This window comes from Aeromonas enterica (genome assembly GCF_054052465.1).
Map to the genome: position 1 here is coordinate 38822 of NZ_JBSTYL010000004.1, position 15441 is coordinate 54262.

The following is a 15441-nucleotide window of genomic DNA, read 5'->3' on the forward strand; positions in this document are numbered from 1 at the left end:
GAGGGGGAGGATTCGGCCGTTTTATACCATTTCTACACCTAACTCTCCATGTTTCTTTACATTCTATCTGCTTTTGTCAACAGCAAGGGTGAGTCCTGTCATGATTGGCAGGATTGCTGGATCATGGGGGAGGCCTGTCAGGCCTCGCTGCCAGGTACGGGAGGATAACGTATCTCCCGCAGGTTGAACCCCAGCGGAATGTCCCGCTGCAGCCGCACCAGCCGCTGGGCCAGCAGGGCTTCATCCTGATGTTGGCGCAGTTTGAGCAAAGGCTTGCCGGCACCCTCCTGCTGACAGGCTGCGAGCAGGGCCGGGAGATCACCATGTTGTTGCAGCAGCTGGGTCGCTGTCTTGGGGCCAATGCCGGGCACCCCCTTGATGTTGGAGCCACCTATGCCGGTCAGAGCCCAGAAATCCACCAGTTGCGCCGGCGCCACCCCGTATTGTTGCTCGACGAAGGCGGCATCCAGCCAGCGTTTGTTGAAGTAGTCGCGGATCTGGATCTGCGGACAGATGAGCTGACAAAACCCCTTGTCGGTAGAGATGATGGTGGCCCTGGCGCCGTGCTGGGAAATGCCGGTGGCCAGGGTGGCGATCAGGTCATCCGCCTCGTCGGTCTGGGAGAGCAGGGCATCCACGCCGCACTCCCAGAACGCATCCTGCAAGGTGTTCAAGCCTTCGCGCAGCTCGACCGGCATGGGGGTTCGCCCCTCTTTGTAGGCCGGATAAACCTCTTTGCGCCAGCTGTGTACCTCACCGTCAAATACCGCTATGGCGTGGGTCGGCTCGCTGCCCGCCAGCAGCTTGCGGCAGGTATTGATGAGGTTGGCACGGGTGGCGATCAGCGCCTGGGCCGGGGTCAGCGCCTGTTGGGCTTGCACCGCGTGCAGCCGGCGAATGAGATTGAGGGCATCGATGATGAGCAGGTGTGGCCTGAGGTTTGACATGGGGCACTCTTGGCTGTCGGGACGCCCCATTGTAACAAACCGCCGGGCCTGATGGGGGATTGATGGTCGAGGCTGCCGGAGCGACAAAAAAGGGGCGCCATGCGCCCCTCGTTTCATCGTTGTACCCGTCAGCGCACGATTTCGTAGCAGGGCACATACTGGCTGCCCGGCAGCTTCATGCGCTGCTGCTTGACGAAGCTCTCCAGCAACTTGTCCATCAGGTGCATCAGCTCCTTGTCGCCGTGCAGCTTGAAGGGGCCCTTCTTCTCGATGGCGCGAATGCCCCCTTCCTTGACGTTGCCGGCGACGATGCCGGAGAAGGCACGGCGCAGGTTGGCCGCCAGCAGCTGGGGCGGCTGGTTGCGGTGCAAATCCAGGCTGGCCATGTTGGCGTGATCCGGCTCGAATGGCAGCTGGAACTCGGGCTCGATCTTGAGGGACCAGTTGAAGGAGTAGGCATCGCCGACCGACTTGCGATATTCGCGGATCTTCGGCATCGCCTCCTTCATGACGCGCGCCACTTCCGGCGCATCGCCGACGATGATCCGGTAGAGGCTGGTGGCAGGCTCGCCCAGGGTCGCTTTGACGAAGTCATCAATGGCGCGGAAGTAATCGGCGCTCTCCTTTGGACCGGTCAGGATAATCGGCATGGGCTGCCGCTCGTTGGCCGGGTGCATCATGATGCCGAGCAGGTAGAGCAGCTCCTCGGCGGTACCGACTCCGCCCGGGAATATGATGATGCCGTGGCCCAGACGCACGAAGGCCTCCAGCCGCTTTTCAATATCCGGCAGTATCACCAGCTCGTTGACGATGGGGTTGGGCGGCTCGGCGGCTATGATGGATGGCTCGGTCAGGCCTATGTAGCGGCCGTTGCGCACCCGCTGCTTGGCGTGGCCGACGGCGGCGCCCTTCATGGGCCCTTCCATGGCACCCGGGCCGCAGCCGGTACAGATGTTGAGCTCGCGCAGCCCCAGCTCGCTGCCCACCGCACGGGTGTACTGGTACTCGATCTCGTTGATGGAGTGGCCGCCCCAGCAGACTACCAGATTGGGATCCGCACCCGGCATGATCGCCTTGGCGTTGCGCAGGATGGCGAATACCACGTTGGAGATGTGGGTGGAACTGGTCAGGTTGACCAGCCGGTTCGACTCCAGCTGGGTCGAGACATAGAGGATGTCGCGCAGCACGGAGAAGAGGTGCTCCTGAATGCCGCGGATGATCTCGCCATCCACAAAGGCGTGTTCGGGGGCATTGAACAGTTCGAGTTTGACCCCGCGCTCGCGCCGGATCACATGAATATCAAAGGATTTGAAGCGCTCCAGTATCTCTTTGGAGCTGTCAGTGTGGCTACCTGAGTTGAGCACTGCCAGCGAGCAGTTGCGAAACAGTTGATAGATATCGCTGGAAGCGGTTTGCTTGAGGCGGTCCACCTCGAGCTGGGACAGCAAGTCCATGCTGCCGACTGGATTGATGTGCGTAATCATAGGTTCCCCTTTCACTCGCTTGTTATCGTTGTGCTTTTCCCTGGGGAGAAAACGGGATGCCTTGTGGCATCCCTTGAATTTGATAGTAGAGGCAAGCGGTGGTGCAGGGGAATAGGGGAGGTGTGCGTTTGCTGATTTTTTAGCCTGTCATCAGGCCAGGTTGACCTGATCCCGGCCCGAGTTCTTGGAACTATAGAGCGCCTTGTCGGCCCGCTCGAACGCATCCGTGGTGTGATCCCCTTCTCTAAACAGGGTGGCGCCGATGGAGATGGTGATCTCGACTCTGGCATCGCGAAAGCGGAACGGTATGCTCTTGATGGTCTGGCGCAGGGTCTCCAGCGGCTTCTGGTACTTGTCCGGGTTGATGTTCGGCAACAGCACCACAAACTCCTCGCCACCGAAGCGGGCGATGAAGTCGGTATCACGCAGGGCCCCCTGCAGCGCCTTGGCAACCACCTTCAGCGCCTTGTCACCGGCCATGTGGCCGTAGTTGTCGTTGATGTTCTTGAAGTGGTCTATGTCGATGATGGCCAGACAGAGCGGTGTGTTGTAGCGCAGCCAGCGCTTGTATTCGAGTTCGAGCCGCTCGTCGAGGGCCGCCCGGTTGTGTACCTGGGTCAGGCTGTCGAGGAACAGCTTGTGTTTCTGGATGGTGAGCCGCTTCTTGTACTCGGCAGTCTCTTCCTTCATCAACCGCAACTTGGCCTCCATGGTGGAGAGGCGGGTGAGCAGGTGGCGCTCGCGGGCGGCCATGGCCTCCCTGTCCTGCAGCAGCAGGTTGATGGCGCCCATGTGGCCCGAGATGGCGCCCTTGAGCTCATGGAGGGTGTCGTGGCTGGCCAGGGTATGGTCGATGGCCCGCAGCTCCTTGTCGATGGCCTGACGGGTATCCTGGGTGGCGCTTTGCAGGGCGCGCCCCTCGTCGAGGGATTCGGTGAAGCTGAAATGCACCGCCGAGAGACTCTCGTTGAGGGTGCTCAGGAAGGCCTGGGAGGATTTTCGCTCCTCGCGGGTGCCTTCAATGATGAGTTCGATCACCTGCAGGCAGATCTCGGCCAACAGGGGGGGCGTGATGCCATTGAGCAGCTGACGCCGGATATCCGCCAGGCTCTCGCCGACGGCACCGGCAAAGTCCAGCTCGGTAATGAGCCGTTGCAACTCGTCGGCGATGTGGGCGTGGGTCTTGGCATCAAACGGAGCGGCTGGCTCGGGGGAAGATAGCTCGGCTATGGCCACGGCTGGCGTGCTGGCAACGGGAGCGGGAGCTAGCAGGGGTTGGGTTGGCAGCAGCTGGATCTTGATGGCCTGCTGGTAGAACTCCAGCAGCCGGATCACCTTCTTCTGATGATCGCCAATGCCATAGCCGTCCGGACTTGCCAGAAACTCCTTGAGGGACTTGCGGGTATCCTCTGGAAAGCCCTTGATGGACTTGAGCTGCTTGGAGCCAAGATCGATAGCGGACTTGGTCAGGGTGATGGACTCTTCCAGCGCGTTGCCGTGTTGCTGCAACAGCTTCTCGATGACGGCGAGGTCGGCATCGAGAGAGGAGAGCGGCGGACTGCCATCGAGTTTTTGCTTGAGCTTGGCGAGCTTGTTGTCCAGCTCGCGATCATGGCCGCGACAGGCCTGCATCAACTTGCCGATGAACTGGATGCTGCGGGCGCGCTCGGTGTCGGAGAAAGAGACGATGCCGTCGAGCTCCAGCTGCTTTTGCTGAAGGGATTCCCTGAGTCTGGCCAATTGTCCTGCTACGGCAGCGATATCATTCATTATTCAGGTCGCCCTGTTGTCATTATCGTTTTTGTGTTGGATAGCAACAGCGGTCGAACCCAGTTCCAGACCCAGTTGATTATCTATTTGTCATTGATCAACCGGCGCTTTCATCCGTGAAAGTCGAAGCCAATTAACCCATTGCTTTTCATGAGAAGAATTTACTTTTACTAGTCCCTTGTCAATTGCCATCAAGCAGCATTGCCACACATCCCCATTAAAAAACGCGGCCTGTTGGCAATCGATGGCGGCAAGCTCCAGCCAGACACTTTGTTGGTGTTTTTCACTGAGCTGAATGGCTCCGGCCAGTGCCAGATAACAGAGATCGAACAGGCCATGGTGGTCAAGGGCGGTCGCCGCTCTGGGCAGGAAGGGGTGGCTGACGATACCGAGGCTGATGTGACGATCCAGCGGATGCTGGCAGGGGAAGGCGGCAAACGCCGCGAGCAGTTCTTGGGCCAGCCGGTGCAGATCTTCCACATGGCGCTGAGGCACCACGTAGAGCAGATGGCCTTCACGCAGATCGTAGATGCGCCCATCCTGCGGTGTCAGCCCGTTGACATAGCTGCCGAAAGCCTGCTCTATCTCGCGGCTCACCTGATAGCCGTGCCGCTCCAGATTGTTGACCAGGAAGGGCACCCTAAACAACAGGTAGTGCAGCTTGTCGTCAAATTCGCTGGTAGGCAGCTCGCTTAAGAACCAGCGCTCGGATTTCTGCTGACGCCTGGCCATCTCGCGCGGCCAGCGACTCATCAGCCGCCGCCAGTTGGCAAGGCCGGTACGCGGCTCAATTAACAGCGCCTCGTTCACCTGTTTGCCTTGCTGGCGGGCGACCCGCAGCTTGAGCCAGAGGGTGAAGAACAGATAGATGAACAGGGTCAGCAGTAAACCTGTGATGACACTCGACCAGAGGTAGCGATCCTTCTGGTACCGGCTGGTATCGAGCTGTTGTTCCAGCTCCTTGATCTGCTGCTCCCGCTCCACCTGGGCATAGTTGTCACGGATCGCTTCCTGCTCCTGATCGACTTGCTGCTGGCGTATCTGTTCGCTGCGTTGGTGGAAATTCTTGTAGCTGTCCAATGCCTGCTTGAGGTAGCCCTTCTGCTCGTAGGCCACCGAGAGCAGGCGGAAGATCTCGAACTGGCGCTGGGCATCGCCGATCTGGTTGGCCAGTGCCAACGCGTTTTCCAACTGCAGGATGGCGATGCCCACCTCCTTTTGCTTGAGGTGAAGTTCTCCCAGTAGCAGCAGGGTGTCGATCAGCGGTTCCTTGTCGTCTCCCAGCTCGTGGGATTGGCGAGCTGCGGTGAGGTAGTTGCGGGCCAAAATCAGGTTACCGGTCTGCAGATAGGTCTTGCCTATCTCGAACTTGAGATTGGCGATGCGGGTACGATTATTGCCCTCGTCCAGCAGGTCCAGCGCATTGAAAAAGTAGACCAGCGCCATGTTCATCTCCCCCTGGTCCCGGTTGAGGCTGGCCAGCACGATCAGTGCATCGCTGAGCAGGGAGGGGTTGCCGAGGGCGTGGAAGTAGTTGGCCGCCTCATTGGCGTATTGCAGCGCCTTCTGCGGCTCCTGCTCCTCTTGATAGAGGTTCACTATCTGGTTCGACAGCAGGCCGAGGAAGAGGGGGTCTTGCAGGCCTCTGGCCTGTTGCTGGGCATCTATGTAGTCACCGAGGGAGAGCTGGGGCTGCCTGAGGGCATGGTAGAGATCGCCGCTCACCGCGCTGACCCAGGCACTGGCCAGCGGCTCCTTGGTCTTGTCCGCCCAGCGCCGCGCTTCGGCCAACTGGCGTTTGGCCTCGTCAAACTGGTGTGCCTCTATGCTGGCATTGGTGCGCAGCAAGCGGCTGTAGACCTGCAGCTGGCTCTCCTTGAGACTGGGGTTGCTGAGCAGTGTTTCCAACTGGCCGAGCAGACCGGCGCTGGCGCCATGGGATCGTTCCTGCACATTCTGGCTGCGGATCTTGAGATAGAGGCCGTGGGCCTGCAGTTCCAGCTGCTGCTCCTTGGCGGCCATGGCGATGCCTTGATCGAGTGACTTTTGGGCTGCCTGGAACTGGCCCAGTTGCAGCAGGCACTCTCCCTTGAGCAGGTGGGCGCCTGTGGCCTGGGCGGCGGTGCCATAGCTCAGCAATGGCTCGCGATACCCGTACTCCTGACGATTGCTGATGATTTGCTTGGGATTATTGGCTGTGCGTGTCAGGAAGGCGGACGTTATCTGGACACATCTGGCAGGATCGGTCAGCACCAAGGTCTGGGCCTGCTGCAGATCGATAGACAACTGCTCCTTGGCCAGATCCAGATCAGGAGCGGACAGGGAGGACATCATCATTGCCAGAAAAAACAGTTGATTCATTGGATTAAGGACAGCACAGGGGTGTGGGCATGTTATCCAAGCCCCCCCCTGCACGTCCAGTGTTTACTGGCGGCGAAAGGGGAAGGGGCCCGGTATCCAGGCCCCTGACGGTCAACTGCGCCCGGCGTTTATTGCCGGATAAGGCGCAGGTTGGCGGGGGGAACTTCCCAGTCACTTCGAAACGGGTTGATATCCAGTCCGCCCCGGCGGGTATAGCGGGCATAGACGGTCAGCTGGCTCGGGCGACAGAAGTGCTTGAGATCGGTGAAGATCCGCTCGATACACTGCTCGTGGAACTCGTTGTGCTGGCGAAACGAGATGAGGTAGCGCAGCAGTTTCTCCCGATCCAGCCGAGGGCCGCGATAGTGGATCACCACGGAGCCCCAGTCCGGCTGGCTGGTCACCAGGCAGTTGGACTTGAGCAGGTGGCTGTGCAGTGTCTCTTCCACCTCCTCGTGGCTCGCCGCCCCCTGCAGCAGCTCGGCATCGAACTCGTAGCAGTCCACCTCGATGTCTTGCTCGTCGATGCACTCCCCCGGCAGGGTCGCAATGTGGTGAGGCGCCTGGGTCAGCGGGAACAGGGTGACGCTCACATCGCTGCCGGCGCAGGCACTCAGATCCTTGACCAGCAGCGCCTGTACCGCTGCCAACGAGTCACAACGGGTCTGGTTGAAGGAGTTGAGATAGAGCTTGAACGACTTGGATTCGATGAGGTTGGCGCTGGTCGCCGGGACTGACACCTCGCCAACGGCGACCATGGGTTTGCCCTTGGTATTGAGCCAGGAGAGCTCGTACAGAGTCCAGACGTCGCAACCCTGAAACGGCAGCGTGCCGGTCAGGCCGAGGTCGTCGCGGTTCAGGCTGCGCGGTACCGGTTGCAGCAGGGCCGGGCTGTACTGGCTGATGTAGGCGGACTGCTGGCCCAGGCTCAGCCCCTGCAAGGCGCTGGCACCTGCGTATCTCTCTTGTTTGCTCATGTGTTTGATGATCCGGACGTTGAATGGGCCATTGCGCTGGCAGCGGCTGGGGCCCTTGCCCCAGGTCGGTGTCGCGGGAGGATTGCCACCCTGTGGCGGCGTCTCGCGCTTCACCTTGTCTGCTCACGGCTTTGATGGTGCAATAGCGGACTTTGGCAGCAATTGTGGGGAATTTCGATGTCGGATCAAGTCTTGTCTGCCCTGGAACACTTTTTTTTACGCTGGCAGCGTGATGGCGAGGCAAGGCGGGGGCTGCCCCTGTGTGAATGGGAGGCTGACTGGCGCTCCCCTTGCGAGCTGAATGAGCCCAGAGAGGGGCGGGTCGCCTGGCGTCCGCATCAGCGCAGCGAACCCGCCGACTTCACGGCCATGGCCGATGCACTGGAGCTGGTGCTGCATCCCGCTGCCCTTGCCCTGTTTGGCCACTGGTTCAGCCGCTCCATCCCCTGTTCCTACAAGGGGTTGCGCCTTGAATTGATCCTGCCGTGGAACGAGGCGGATCTGGACCTGCTCAGGGAGAACCTCATTGGCCACTTGCTGATGCTGCGCAAGTTGAAGCGATCGCCATCGATCTTCATCGCCACCACCCGCAACGAGATGATGCTGATCTCCCTTGATAACGACAGTGGTCAGGTGTGGCTGGAGTGGCTCGACTCGGGTCGCCGTCTGGTGCTGGCGCCCTCCCTGCCCGATTTTCTCGCGCGACTGGAGACATTGCCGCAATAAGGGGCCTTGCACAAATCTGAACGAAAAGAGCCTTGCCGCTTGGCAAGGCTCTTTTTCATTGTCCCTTTATCACCGCTGGCGTAGCCCCTAATCCTTGAAGTCCCAGGAGAGGTTGGAGACCAGCCGGCAGGGATCGCACTTGAAATCGAAGATCTCGTGCAGCGGTTCGGTTAGCGCCCACTCGCCACCACAGCCGGGGCAGGGGCGAGCCTTCTCTTCTGCGGCGCTCAGCCCGCCGACCCGGTAGAGGTAGTAATAGGTAGGAATGCCGCTCAGCGCTTCCAACCGCTTGCCGAGATCGCTGCCACGCCGTTGCAGACGGCTGCCTACCTCGCCGATTTCGTGCAAGGCCGCGTGTTCGGCGATGGAGCCGTTCATCTGCAGCTGATCACACGCCTCCCAATCCTCCTGCCACTTGATGATCTGCTTGTGGTCGCCGTTGGCGATGGCGGGCAGCCGATAGAGTGGTATGGGAGCGAAGTGGTCACCACAGCGCAGTGGCGAGCAGGTGTGCAGGAAGCTGGTGTAGAGCAGCATCCAGCTCGGCCGCTCGTCGGTGTGACCACAAGGATCCGTGCTGTCGGAGAGCAGATCCACCCCTTGCAGCTGAAGTTTTGGTGCAAGCAGTCCTGCCTGATTGAGCTGCTGTTCAGCCAGCTTGACCTGTTCGCTCTGGTTGTCCGGGTGCAGGCTGTCCTGCTCGGGGCAGACCACCCGGCTGATGAACTGACCCTGCTGCATGCTGGTGGGAAACTCCCGGCCAAGGATCTGGCCCTGATAGCGCAGCATGTCCAGGTAGTTGACGATGGCCCGCTCTGCCTCACCGAGGGAGGTATCGCGATAGCACTCAAAGCTGAGTTCGAGAATGTACATGGGCGCTCAGTCCGGCTGGCGTTGCAGCAGCAGGGCGGTCAGGCGATCGACCTTCTGCTCGAGCCGGTTGAGCTGCTCGCTCAACTGCTGCAGGTTGGCGGCATCGGCCGCCATCTCGGGCTTGGCAACTGCAGGCGTGGTGGCCGCGAGTGGCTCGGTGGGCTGGGGTTGCTGTTTCCACTGGCTCAGCACCTTGAGCAGCTCGGCCATGGGCACGGGCTGGCTGAGGCGAGCCTTGACCATGGCGGTGGAGGGGGTGATCCCCTTCGCGGCCAGTTCGTTGGCAATGCGGATAATCTCTTGGGCGGACATGGGGGCTCCTGTGCAGGATGGCGGTGATACGGGCTGGACGGGGCACAGAGCTTAACCAAACCGCCTTCGTCTGGAAAGCGGGCTGGCAACAAGAGGAGGCTCAATCGGTCTGGCGCAGCAGCACATCCAGCTGATCGATGGCTTCCGACCAGTCCGAATCATCCCACAGCGCATCGCGCAGGAAGCTGGCCTGGGACTGGGTCCAGAAATCGGCCTCGGGCAGCAGGGTCTGATTGTCCAGCCTGTGTTCGTGGATGAAGCGGTGCAGGCTCAGTTCATCGTTGGCCAGGCCCAGCTGGGCAAACAAGGCGGGCAGGTCGTGGGTCAGGAATTCCATCTTATCTCTCCCGGGGGACATTCCTGAAAATTATAGGCCCGGATCCGTGCCGGCTTGCTATTGCGATGACGTGGGCCCGATGCGGGCTGGCCTGACTTGATCTCTGACCCGCGGGAGCCGCGCAGGCTTACCGGGATGGCATGCGATGGGGTGGCAGATCTACGCCGACTATGTGCAGTCCCTGCATGCGCAACTGTCCCTGATAGTGGCTCTCGCCATCGCTGGAAAATTCAAACTCGTAGTAGGTCAACAGTCGCAGCGGCTGATGGGCCAGCGCACGGTGGCTGCGCGCCAGCGACAGCAGTTGCAGATCGTGATGCTGGCAGTAGCGGCGCATGTATTGCCAGGCGAGTTCGGCCTGGCGGCGCTGATGCCAGAAGGCAGCGCCGATGAGGATAAGCAGCAAGATACCGAGCATTTCACCCATCGAGGGCTCCTTCCGTGTGATGTGGCCTTGTGTGGACCGGGTGGCGAGCCACCCGGTCGTTATGCCATCAGATGTTACGCCGCGGCAAACAGGCGACCTATGGCCTGACCGAGCGCATCGCTGCGCGCGGGATCCCGCAATCTGGCCAGCATATCATCGCGCAGGGCCGGCAGGGTCACCAGTTCGGCAAACACCTGATTGAAGAACTGGGTCGGTTGCAGCGCCAGCTGCTCCAGGAACAGGCCGAGCAGGTTCGGTTCCTTCAGATCGGGCCAGAGGCGACCGGCGATGGCCAGCAGCAGGGCCGGGCTCGGCTGGGTTTGCAGCAGGGTCAGCAGCTTGTTGGTGCGCATGGCATTGCCGTTGCAAGAGGCCAGCGCCCGGCACAGGTAGGCCAGGGTTTCCGGGTTGGGCTCGGCGCTCTCCTGCTCCTTGCCGATCCGCTCGAACAGGGCACCCTGCACGGCCGGTGGCAGCGGGACATTTTCCAGGCTCTGGCACAGGGCGTAGAGCGGCGCCTGTGGCAGTTTTGGCAGCGCCTTGCATACCAGCGCCAGATTGCGCTCGTCCTGCAGTCGTTCGGCCATGTCGGCAAAGCCTTGCAGGCCCAGCGCTTGCCAGCCTTCGTCACCGGGTGCAGCCAGATAGTGGCACAGGGCGTCGTAGTAGGCGGAAGGGGCCTGTTCCAGCTGGCGGGCCAGCTTGGCATGCAGGCTGGCCATCTTGGCCTCGGCCGGGCGGAAGGTGTAGGGGTTGTCGGCCAGTCGCTGGGCCTTCTCTTCATCCAGATCGCCGGTCAGCTTGTAGCCCAGGGTCTCGACCACCTGATCCATGAAGAGCTTGGGGCCGCTGCCGATGAGCAGACCGCGCTCATCGAGGGCGAATTTGAGGAACCAGAGGTAGTGTCTGGACTCCGCCGGCTGGAAGAAGTGAACGCCGAGCCAGGCGTGCTGTTGCAGGGGCCAGGGATAGGGTTCCTGTTGCTGCTCGATGCGCACGAAGGTGTCGCTCGCCAGCGGCCGCACCTGGCGGCCCATGTCGAACAGTTGAAACTGGGTATCGGCCTGGGTCAGAAACTCGGTCAGCGTGTTGATGGTAGACATGATGTGATCCGGCTAAGGGTGATGCGGGCCGATTATAAGGCGGTTATATCAGATAGCCAGTGGGGGCGCCTCGCGCGTACGCAAGGTGCCCCCACTGGTTGTGAATAAAGCAGAGAGATGCAATGGATTGCTGCTCTCAACTCTTTGTTTGAATGGGAACTATGCAAGAGGGGAGGCAGGGTGTCTCCCTCTTGCTTATTCGCCCGCATGTTCGCGGGGATGCAACCTTCTCCACGGGTTGGCATCTGCGGATAGATTTCTTGTCGGGAGTATCGCGTCAGACCAGCCGGTGCTGGCGTCGTCCCTCGGCGAAGGCGTTGATGTTGTCGATCAGCTGATCCGCGAGACGCTGCATCGACTCTTCGCTGGCCCAGGCCACATGCGGGGTCAGGATGAAGTTGGGGTATTGCAGGGCTTGCATCAGCGGGTGATCGGGTGGCGGCGGCTCGACGCTCGCCACATCAAAGCCGGCGCCGCCGAGGCGGCCGTTGGCCAGTGCTCGCAGCAGGGCTTCTTCATCCACCAGACCACCGCGGCCGACGTTGATCAGCAGGGCGCCCGGCTTCATCAGCCCGAGCTCCCGCTCGCCGATCAGATGGCGGGTGTAGGGGGTGAGCGGGCAGTGCAGGCTGATGACATCCGCGCTTTGCAGCAGCGCATCCAGCGGCAGCCGATCCTCATCGTGACTGGCACCCACCTGGCTCTGTGCGTAGCGCACATCCATACCGATCCCCTTGGCCCGCTCGCCAAGCGCCTGGCCCAGGGTGCCCTTGCCGATGATGCCGAGCCGCTTGCCGTGCAGATCCATGATGGGGTGATCGAAGAAGCAGAACTGGCCGCTCTGCTGCCAGCGCCCCTCCAGCAGGGATTGGCGCCAGGCGAACAAATTGCGCGACAGGGCCAGCATCAGCGCCATGGCGTGCTCCGGCACCGAGGGACCCGAGTAGTTGCGAATGTTGCACACCCCGACGCCGGCGGCGCGGCACGCCTCCAGATCCACGTTGTCACTGCCGGTGGCGGCCAGGGCGATCAGTTTCAGATCCGGCAACCGGGCCAGCTCGGCGGCGCCGATGCGCACCTTGTTGATGATGGCAATGCTGGCGTTTTGTAGCCGCTCCACCACCTGTTCGGGAGCCGTGCTCGGATGGCTTTGCCAGTGGTGGGGGAAGCCGGGGTGGTGCAGGGTGACACCCGCATCCAGAGTATCGCTGTCGAGAAAGACTATTTGCTGCATGACGCCTCCTGCCATTGGTACAGACATGATGCCAAATATGGGCACTCGGGGGCCAGTCCGAACGAGGTCAGTGGCGATCCGATCGCAACGGATGTGAGGCTGGCAGCATTTTGGCGTTGCGGCAGGGCTCAGAGCCAGCCGAGGTGGGTGAGCCAGCCCTGAATGCGGGTTGGCGTTTCATCCAGTTCCATCAGGGCGTAGGGGCGGTAGTTGAGCTTGTGGCTGCGGCGGCTCTCGCTCTGGCGGGCCTCGGCGGCCAGCAGGGGCCAGCGGCCGCCGTCCTCCTGATAGAGGTCCAGGGTCGGCATGGTGGCCTGGGCAACCTGTTTGGCCAGGGTCTGATTGCTCTGCTGATTGGGGAAAAAACCGTCCAGCAGCACCAGGGCATCGGGGGCGGGCAACTGCTCGCTGGCGATGAGGTTGGCAGCCCAGGCGGCGCTGGTGCCCTGCGCCAGTATCAGCTTGAAGCCCCCCTCCTGCAGCTTGGCATCTCCCAGCTTGCTGATGCGGGTGGCAAACTGCTTGCGAAAGTCATCGATGGCCTGCTGTTTCTTCTCGGCGGCGGGATCCAGCTCAATCTGTTGGGGGGAGGGGAGCAGCAGCAGGGTATCGAAACCAAGCTGGCCGAGGGCCCGGGTCAGCTGCCACAGCTGGCCGCTGCGTTGCCAGTCCGGCAGCAGGATCGCCAGCCCGACATAGCTGTCGCTGTCATGCTTGGCAAACAGCACCGTCTGCTTGTCTATCTGGGTGCTGTTGGGCAGACCCTGCCAGTCGCTGTTTTGCCAGTAGTCGAGGGGCTGTGGTGCGACGATGGGGGGCGCGACGTCGCTGGCCTGCAATGCGTGGCTTGCCAGCAGGGTCAGTAACAGCAGTGATAAGGATAATCTGGCCATAGTGCGCTCCCCGGTTAACTGGGTTAACGGCACGGGGCCGGTTTTCTGAAGCGCGGTATGGCATCAATAAAAAAGCGAGCCGGAGGCTCGCTTTTTTACCATGGATTCAAGGGGTCAACTTAGTTGACGCGACGCTTGAACTCACCGGTGCGGGTATCGATTTCGATCTTGTCGCCGATCTCTACGAAGGCGGCAACGGCCAGCTCGTAGGTAGTGCCCTTCAGACGGGCCGGCTTGGTCACTTTACCGGAGGTGTCGCCACGGGCGGCCGGCTCGGTGTACTCGACTTCACGAACGATGGTGGTCGGCAGTTCTACGGAGATGGCTTTCTCGTTGTAGAAAGTCACTTCGCAGATGTCTTCCATGCCGTCAACCATGTAGTTCAGGGCGTCACCCAGGTTGTCTTTCTCGACGTCGTACTGGTTGTACTCGGTGTCCATGAAGACATACAGAGGGTCGGAGAAGTAAGAGTAGGTGCACTCTTTACGCTCCAGCTGAACCACGTCCAGCTTGTCGTCGGCCTTGAATACGGTCTCGGTCGCGCTACCGTTGAGCAGACCCTTCAGTTTCATCTTGACCACGGCGGAGTTACGGCCGGATTTGTTGAACTCAGCCTTCTGGACCACCATCGGCTCGGTGCCGATCATGACTACGTTACCAGCGCGGATTTCCTGTGCGGTTTTCATGTAAAAAATTCCTGTTCGTGAAACGGACGGATAAAAACTGCCAGATTATATACGGCTTTCTAAAAATTTCACCAACCGCGTGACGAGATCCCCATCCGCGAGTGGCTTCTGTGACCAGCTTCGCGCATGTTGCCGCCAAATGGCACCGTATCGCGACCATTGGGCCCAAAGTTCGCGGGTCTCTTCCCCCTGATTGAGGGCGTGGCTGAAGGCGCGCAGCCACTGGGCCGTGTCCGCGGGCAAGTCTGCCAGATAGTGATCGAGAAAACCGTTCAGCTTGACCATGTGGGCCTGCTCTTCCTGCGGGTAGATGTGCCACAGGAAGGGGCGACCGGCCCACTGGGCCCGCACGAAAGAGTCCTCGCCGCGCACCAGATTGAGATCGCAGCTCCACAGCAGCCGATCGTAGCCGGCCTGATCGGTCATGGGCAGCAGCTTGATGCGCAGATTGCCCGAATGCAGCAGGTCCCCCGCTTGTGCGGTGGCGATGGCGCTTTCAAGGCCGGCGCCGCGCAGCACGTCATCGAGGGAGCGGCCGAGGGGCAGCAGCAGGGTGACGGGGGTTGGGCTCTGGCACCAGCTGTTGACCAGACTCAGCAGCGCGTCGCTCTCGTAGGTAAAGAGGCTGACCCTCAGCTCGTCGTTCGCTTGAGGTGGCAGCCCCAGGCTGGCCCAATAGGCTGAAAGGCCGGCTTCATCCTGCTGCCACTGTTCACGTTCGGCGATGAGCCCCCGCTCGCACAAGAGGCCGCCGGTTTTAGGGGTGAAGCCCGGGAAGAAGAAGTATTTGTTGAGGCTCAGGTCGCCGAGGCTCTGGTTAACGAGACGTTGCGGCGAGGCGAGGCCGTGGCAATCCTCGACCCAGCTCTCGGCCGAGAGGTACTCCAGGTTGATCCAGCAGGGGGGCCTGGGTTGGCCGGCCATGCGCTCGATGAAGGGGGCGGGCAGTTCGCAGGCGAACGCTTCTATGACCACCTTTGCCGGGATCACATCCGCCGGCAGCGCGTCGTGCCAGTGCTGGATATAGATGCCCGCGACCCACTGGCCATCTTGCGCGGGGTCGAGTCCCGGGCAGATGCGGGCGAAGCTCGCCAGATCGTCCACCCAGAGCCTGACGTTTGCTTCATTGCCGTGGGCCAGCCCTTGCCCTTCTTCTGCTCCGCTAGCGTGGGTCGGGACATGCCCTTCCCGCTCCAGCTGGCGTGCCAGCCGCCAGGTGACGCCTATGTCGCCGAAGTTGTCCACTACGCAGCAGAAGATATCCCAGTCAAACGGGGGGAGGGGGCTGGTCATGTCAGGGCATCCAGATGC

At 61.2% G+C, this 15441-nt stretch carries 15 protein-coding genes; 1 reads left to right on the forward strand and 14 read right to left on the reverse strand.

All coding sequences use genetic code 11. The features are described 5' to 3' along the window. Positions 1–137 precede the first annotated feature (137 nt). The 5 genes from xni to queF all read right to left on the reverse strand — a co-directional run bounded on the left by xni (position 138) and on the right by queF (position 7539). Entirely contained in the window at positions 138–947 is an 810-nt protein-coding gene (gene xni / locus ACW5XD_RS06095) for a flap endonuclease Xni (protein WP_456494103.1), read from the reverse strand. 128 nt (positions 948–1075) lie between these two features. Continuing rightward, complete coding sequence (gene ppnN, locus ACW5XD_RS06100; protein ID WP_456494104.1) at positions 1076–2431, reverse strand: nucleotide 5'-monophosphate nucleosidase PpnN; 1356 nt, start codon at positions 2429–2431, stop codon at positions 1076–1078. A 150-nt stretch (positions 2432–2581) separates the two neighbouring features. Next, on the reverse strand, positions 2582–4201 hold the full coding sequence (locus ACW5XD_RS06105; protein ID WP_456494105.1) for a diguanylate cyclase: 1620 nt from the start codon (positions 4199–4201) through the stop codon (positions 2582–2584). Between the two features lie 90 nt (positions 4202–4291). Next, entirely contained in the window at positions 4292–6562 is a 2271-nt protein-coding gene (locus tag ACW5XD_RS06110) for a hypothetical protein (RefSeq protein WP_456494106.1), read from the reverse strand. A 128-nt stretch (positions 6563–6690) separates the two neighbouring features. Next, positions 6691–7539, reverse strand: coding sequence for an NADPH-dependent 7-cyano-7-deazaguanine reductase QueF (queF, locus tag ACW5XD_RS06115; RefSeq protein WP_456494107.1), 849 nt, complete (start codon positions 7537–7539; stop codon positions 6691–6693). Positions 7540–7716: 177 nt separating this feature from the next. On the opposite strand from queF, the gene syd reads away from it, so the two are divergent. After that, positions 7717–8265 carry a SecY-interacting protein gene (gene syd, locus ACW5XD_RS06120; protein ID WP_456494108.1) on the forward strand — a complete coding sequence of 183 codons (549 nt, stop codon included), beginning with the start codon at positions 7717–7719 and terminating at the stop codon, positions 8263–8265. 87 nt (positions 8266–8352) lie between these two features. On the opposite strand, the gene ACW5XD_RS06125 is transcribed toward syd, so the two are convergent. The 9 genes from ACW5XD_RS06125 to earP all read right to left on the reverse strand — a co-directional run bounded on the left by ACW5XD_RS06125 (position 8353) and on the right by earP (position 15423). Continuing rightward, positions 8353–9138, reverse strand: coding sequence for a Zn-ribbon-containing protein (locus ACW5XD_RS06125; protein WP_456494109.1), 786 nt, complete (start codon positions 9136–9138; stop codon positions 8353–8355). A gap of 6 nt (positions 9139–9144) precedes the next feature. Next, positions 9145–9450: a hypothetical protein gene (locus tag ACW5XD_RS06130; protein ID WP_456494110.1), complete on the reverse strand. Its 306-nt coding sequence runs from the start codon at positions 9448–9450 to the stop codon at positions 9145–9147. Between the two features lie 100 nt (positions 9451–9550). Next, positions 9551–9787, reverse strand: a complete 237-nt coding sequence (locus tag ACW5XD_RS06135) for a DUF2789 domain-containing protein (protein WP_456494111.1) — start codon at positions 9785–9787, stop codon at positions 9551–9553. Between the two features lie 127 nt (positions 9788–9914). After that, positions 9915–10214 carry a DUF3301 domain-containing protein gene (locus ACW5XD_RS06140; protein ID WP_456494112.1) on the reverse strand — a complete coding sequence of 100 codons (300 nt, stop codon included), beginning with the start codon at positions 10212–10214 and terminating at the stop codon, positions 9915–9917. 74 nt (positions 10215–10288) lie between these two features. Then, entirely contained in the window at positions 10289–11317 is a 1029-nt protein-coding gene (locus ACW5XD_RS06145; RefSeq protein ID WP_456494113.1) for a DUF3549 family protein, read from the reverse strand. 277 nt (positions 11318–11594) lie between these two features. Next, a complete protein-coding gene (locus ACW5XD_RS06150; protein ID WP_456494114.1) occupies positions 11595–12551 on the reverse strand; it encodes a D-2-hydroxyacid dehydrogenase in 957 nt (318 codons plus the stop codon). 128 nt (positions 12552–12679) lie between these two features. Further along, positions 12680–13444 (reverse strand): DUF3530 family protein, encoded by a 765-nt coding sequence (locus ACW5XD_RS06155; protein ID WP_456494115.1) that lies wholly within the window; start codon positions 13442–13444, stop codon positions 12680–12682. A gap of 119 nt (positions 13445–13563) precedes the next feature. Then, the gene (gene efp, locus ACW5XD_RS06160) at positions 13564–14130 is read right to left on the reverse strand and encodes an elongation factor P (RefSeq protein ID WP_456494116.1); all 567 of its coding nucleotides are present in this window, start codon (positions 14128–14130) and stop codon (positions 13564–13566) included. Positions 14131–14175: 45 nt separating this feature from the next. Further along, the gene (gene earP / locus ACW5XD_RS06165) at positions 14176–15423 is read right to left on the reverse strand and encodes an elongation factor P maturation arginine rhamnosyltransferase EarP (protein ID WP_456494117.1); all 1248 of its coding nucleotides are present in this window, start codon (positions 15421–15423) and stop codon (positions 14176–14178) included. Positions 15424–15441: the final 18 nt, after the last annotated feature.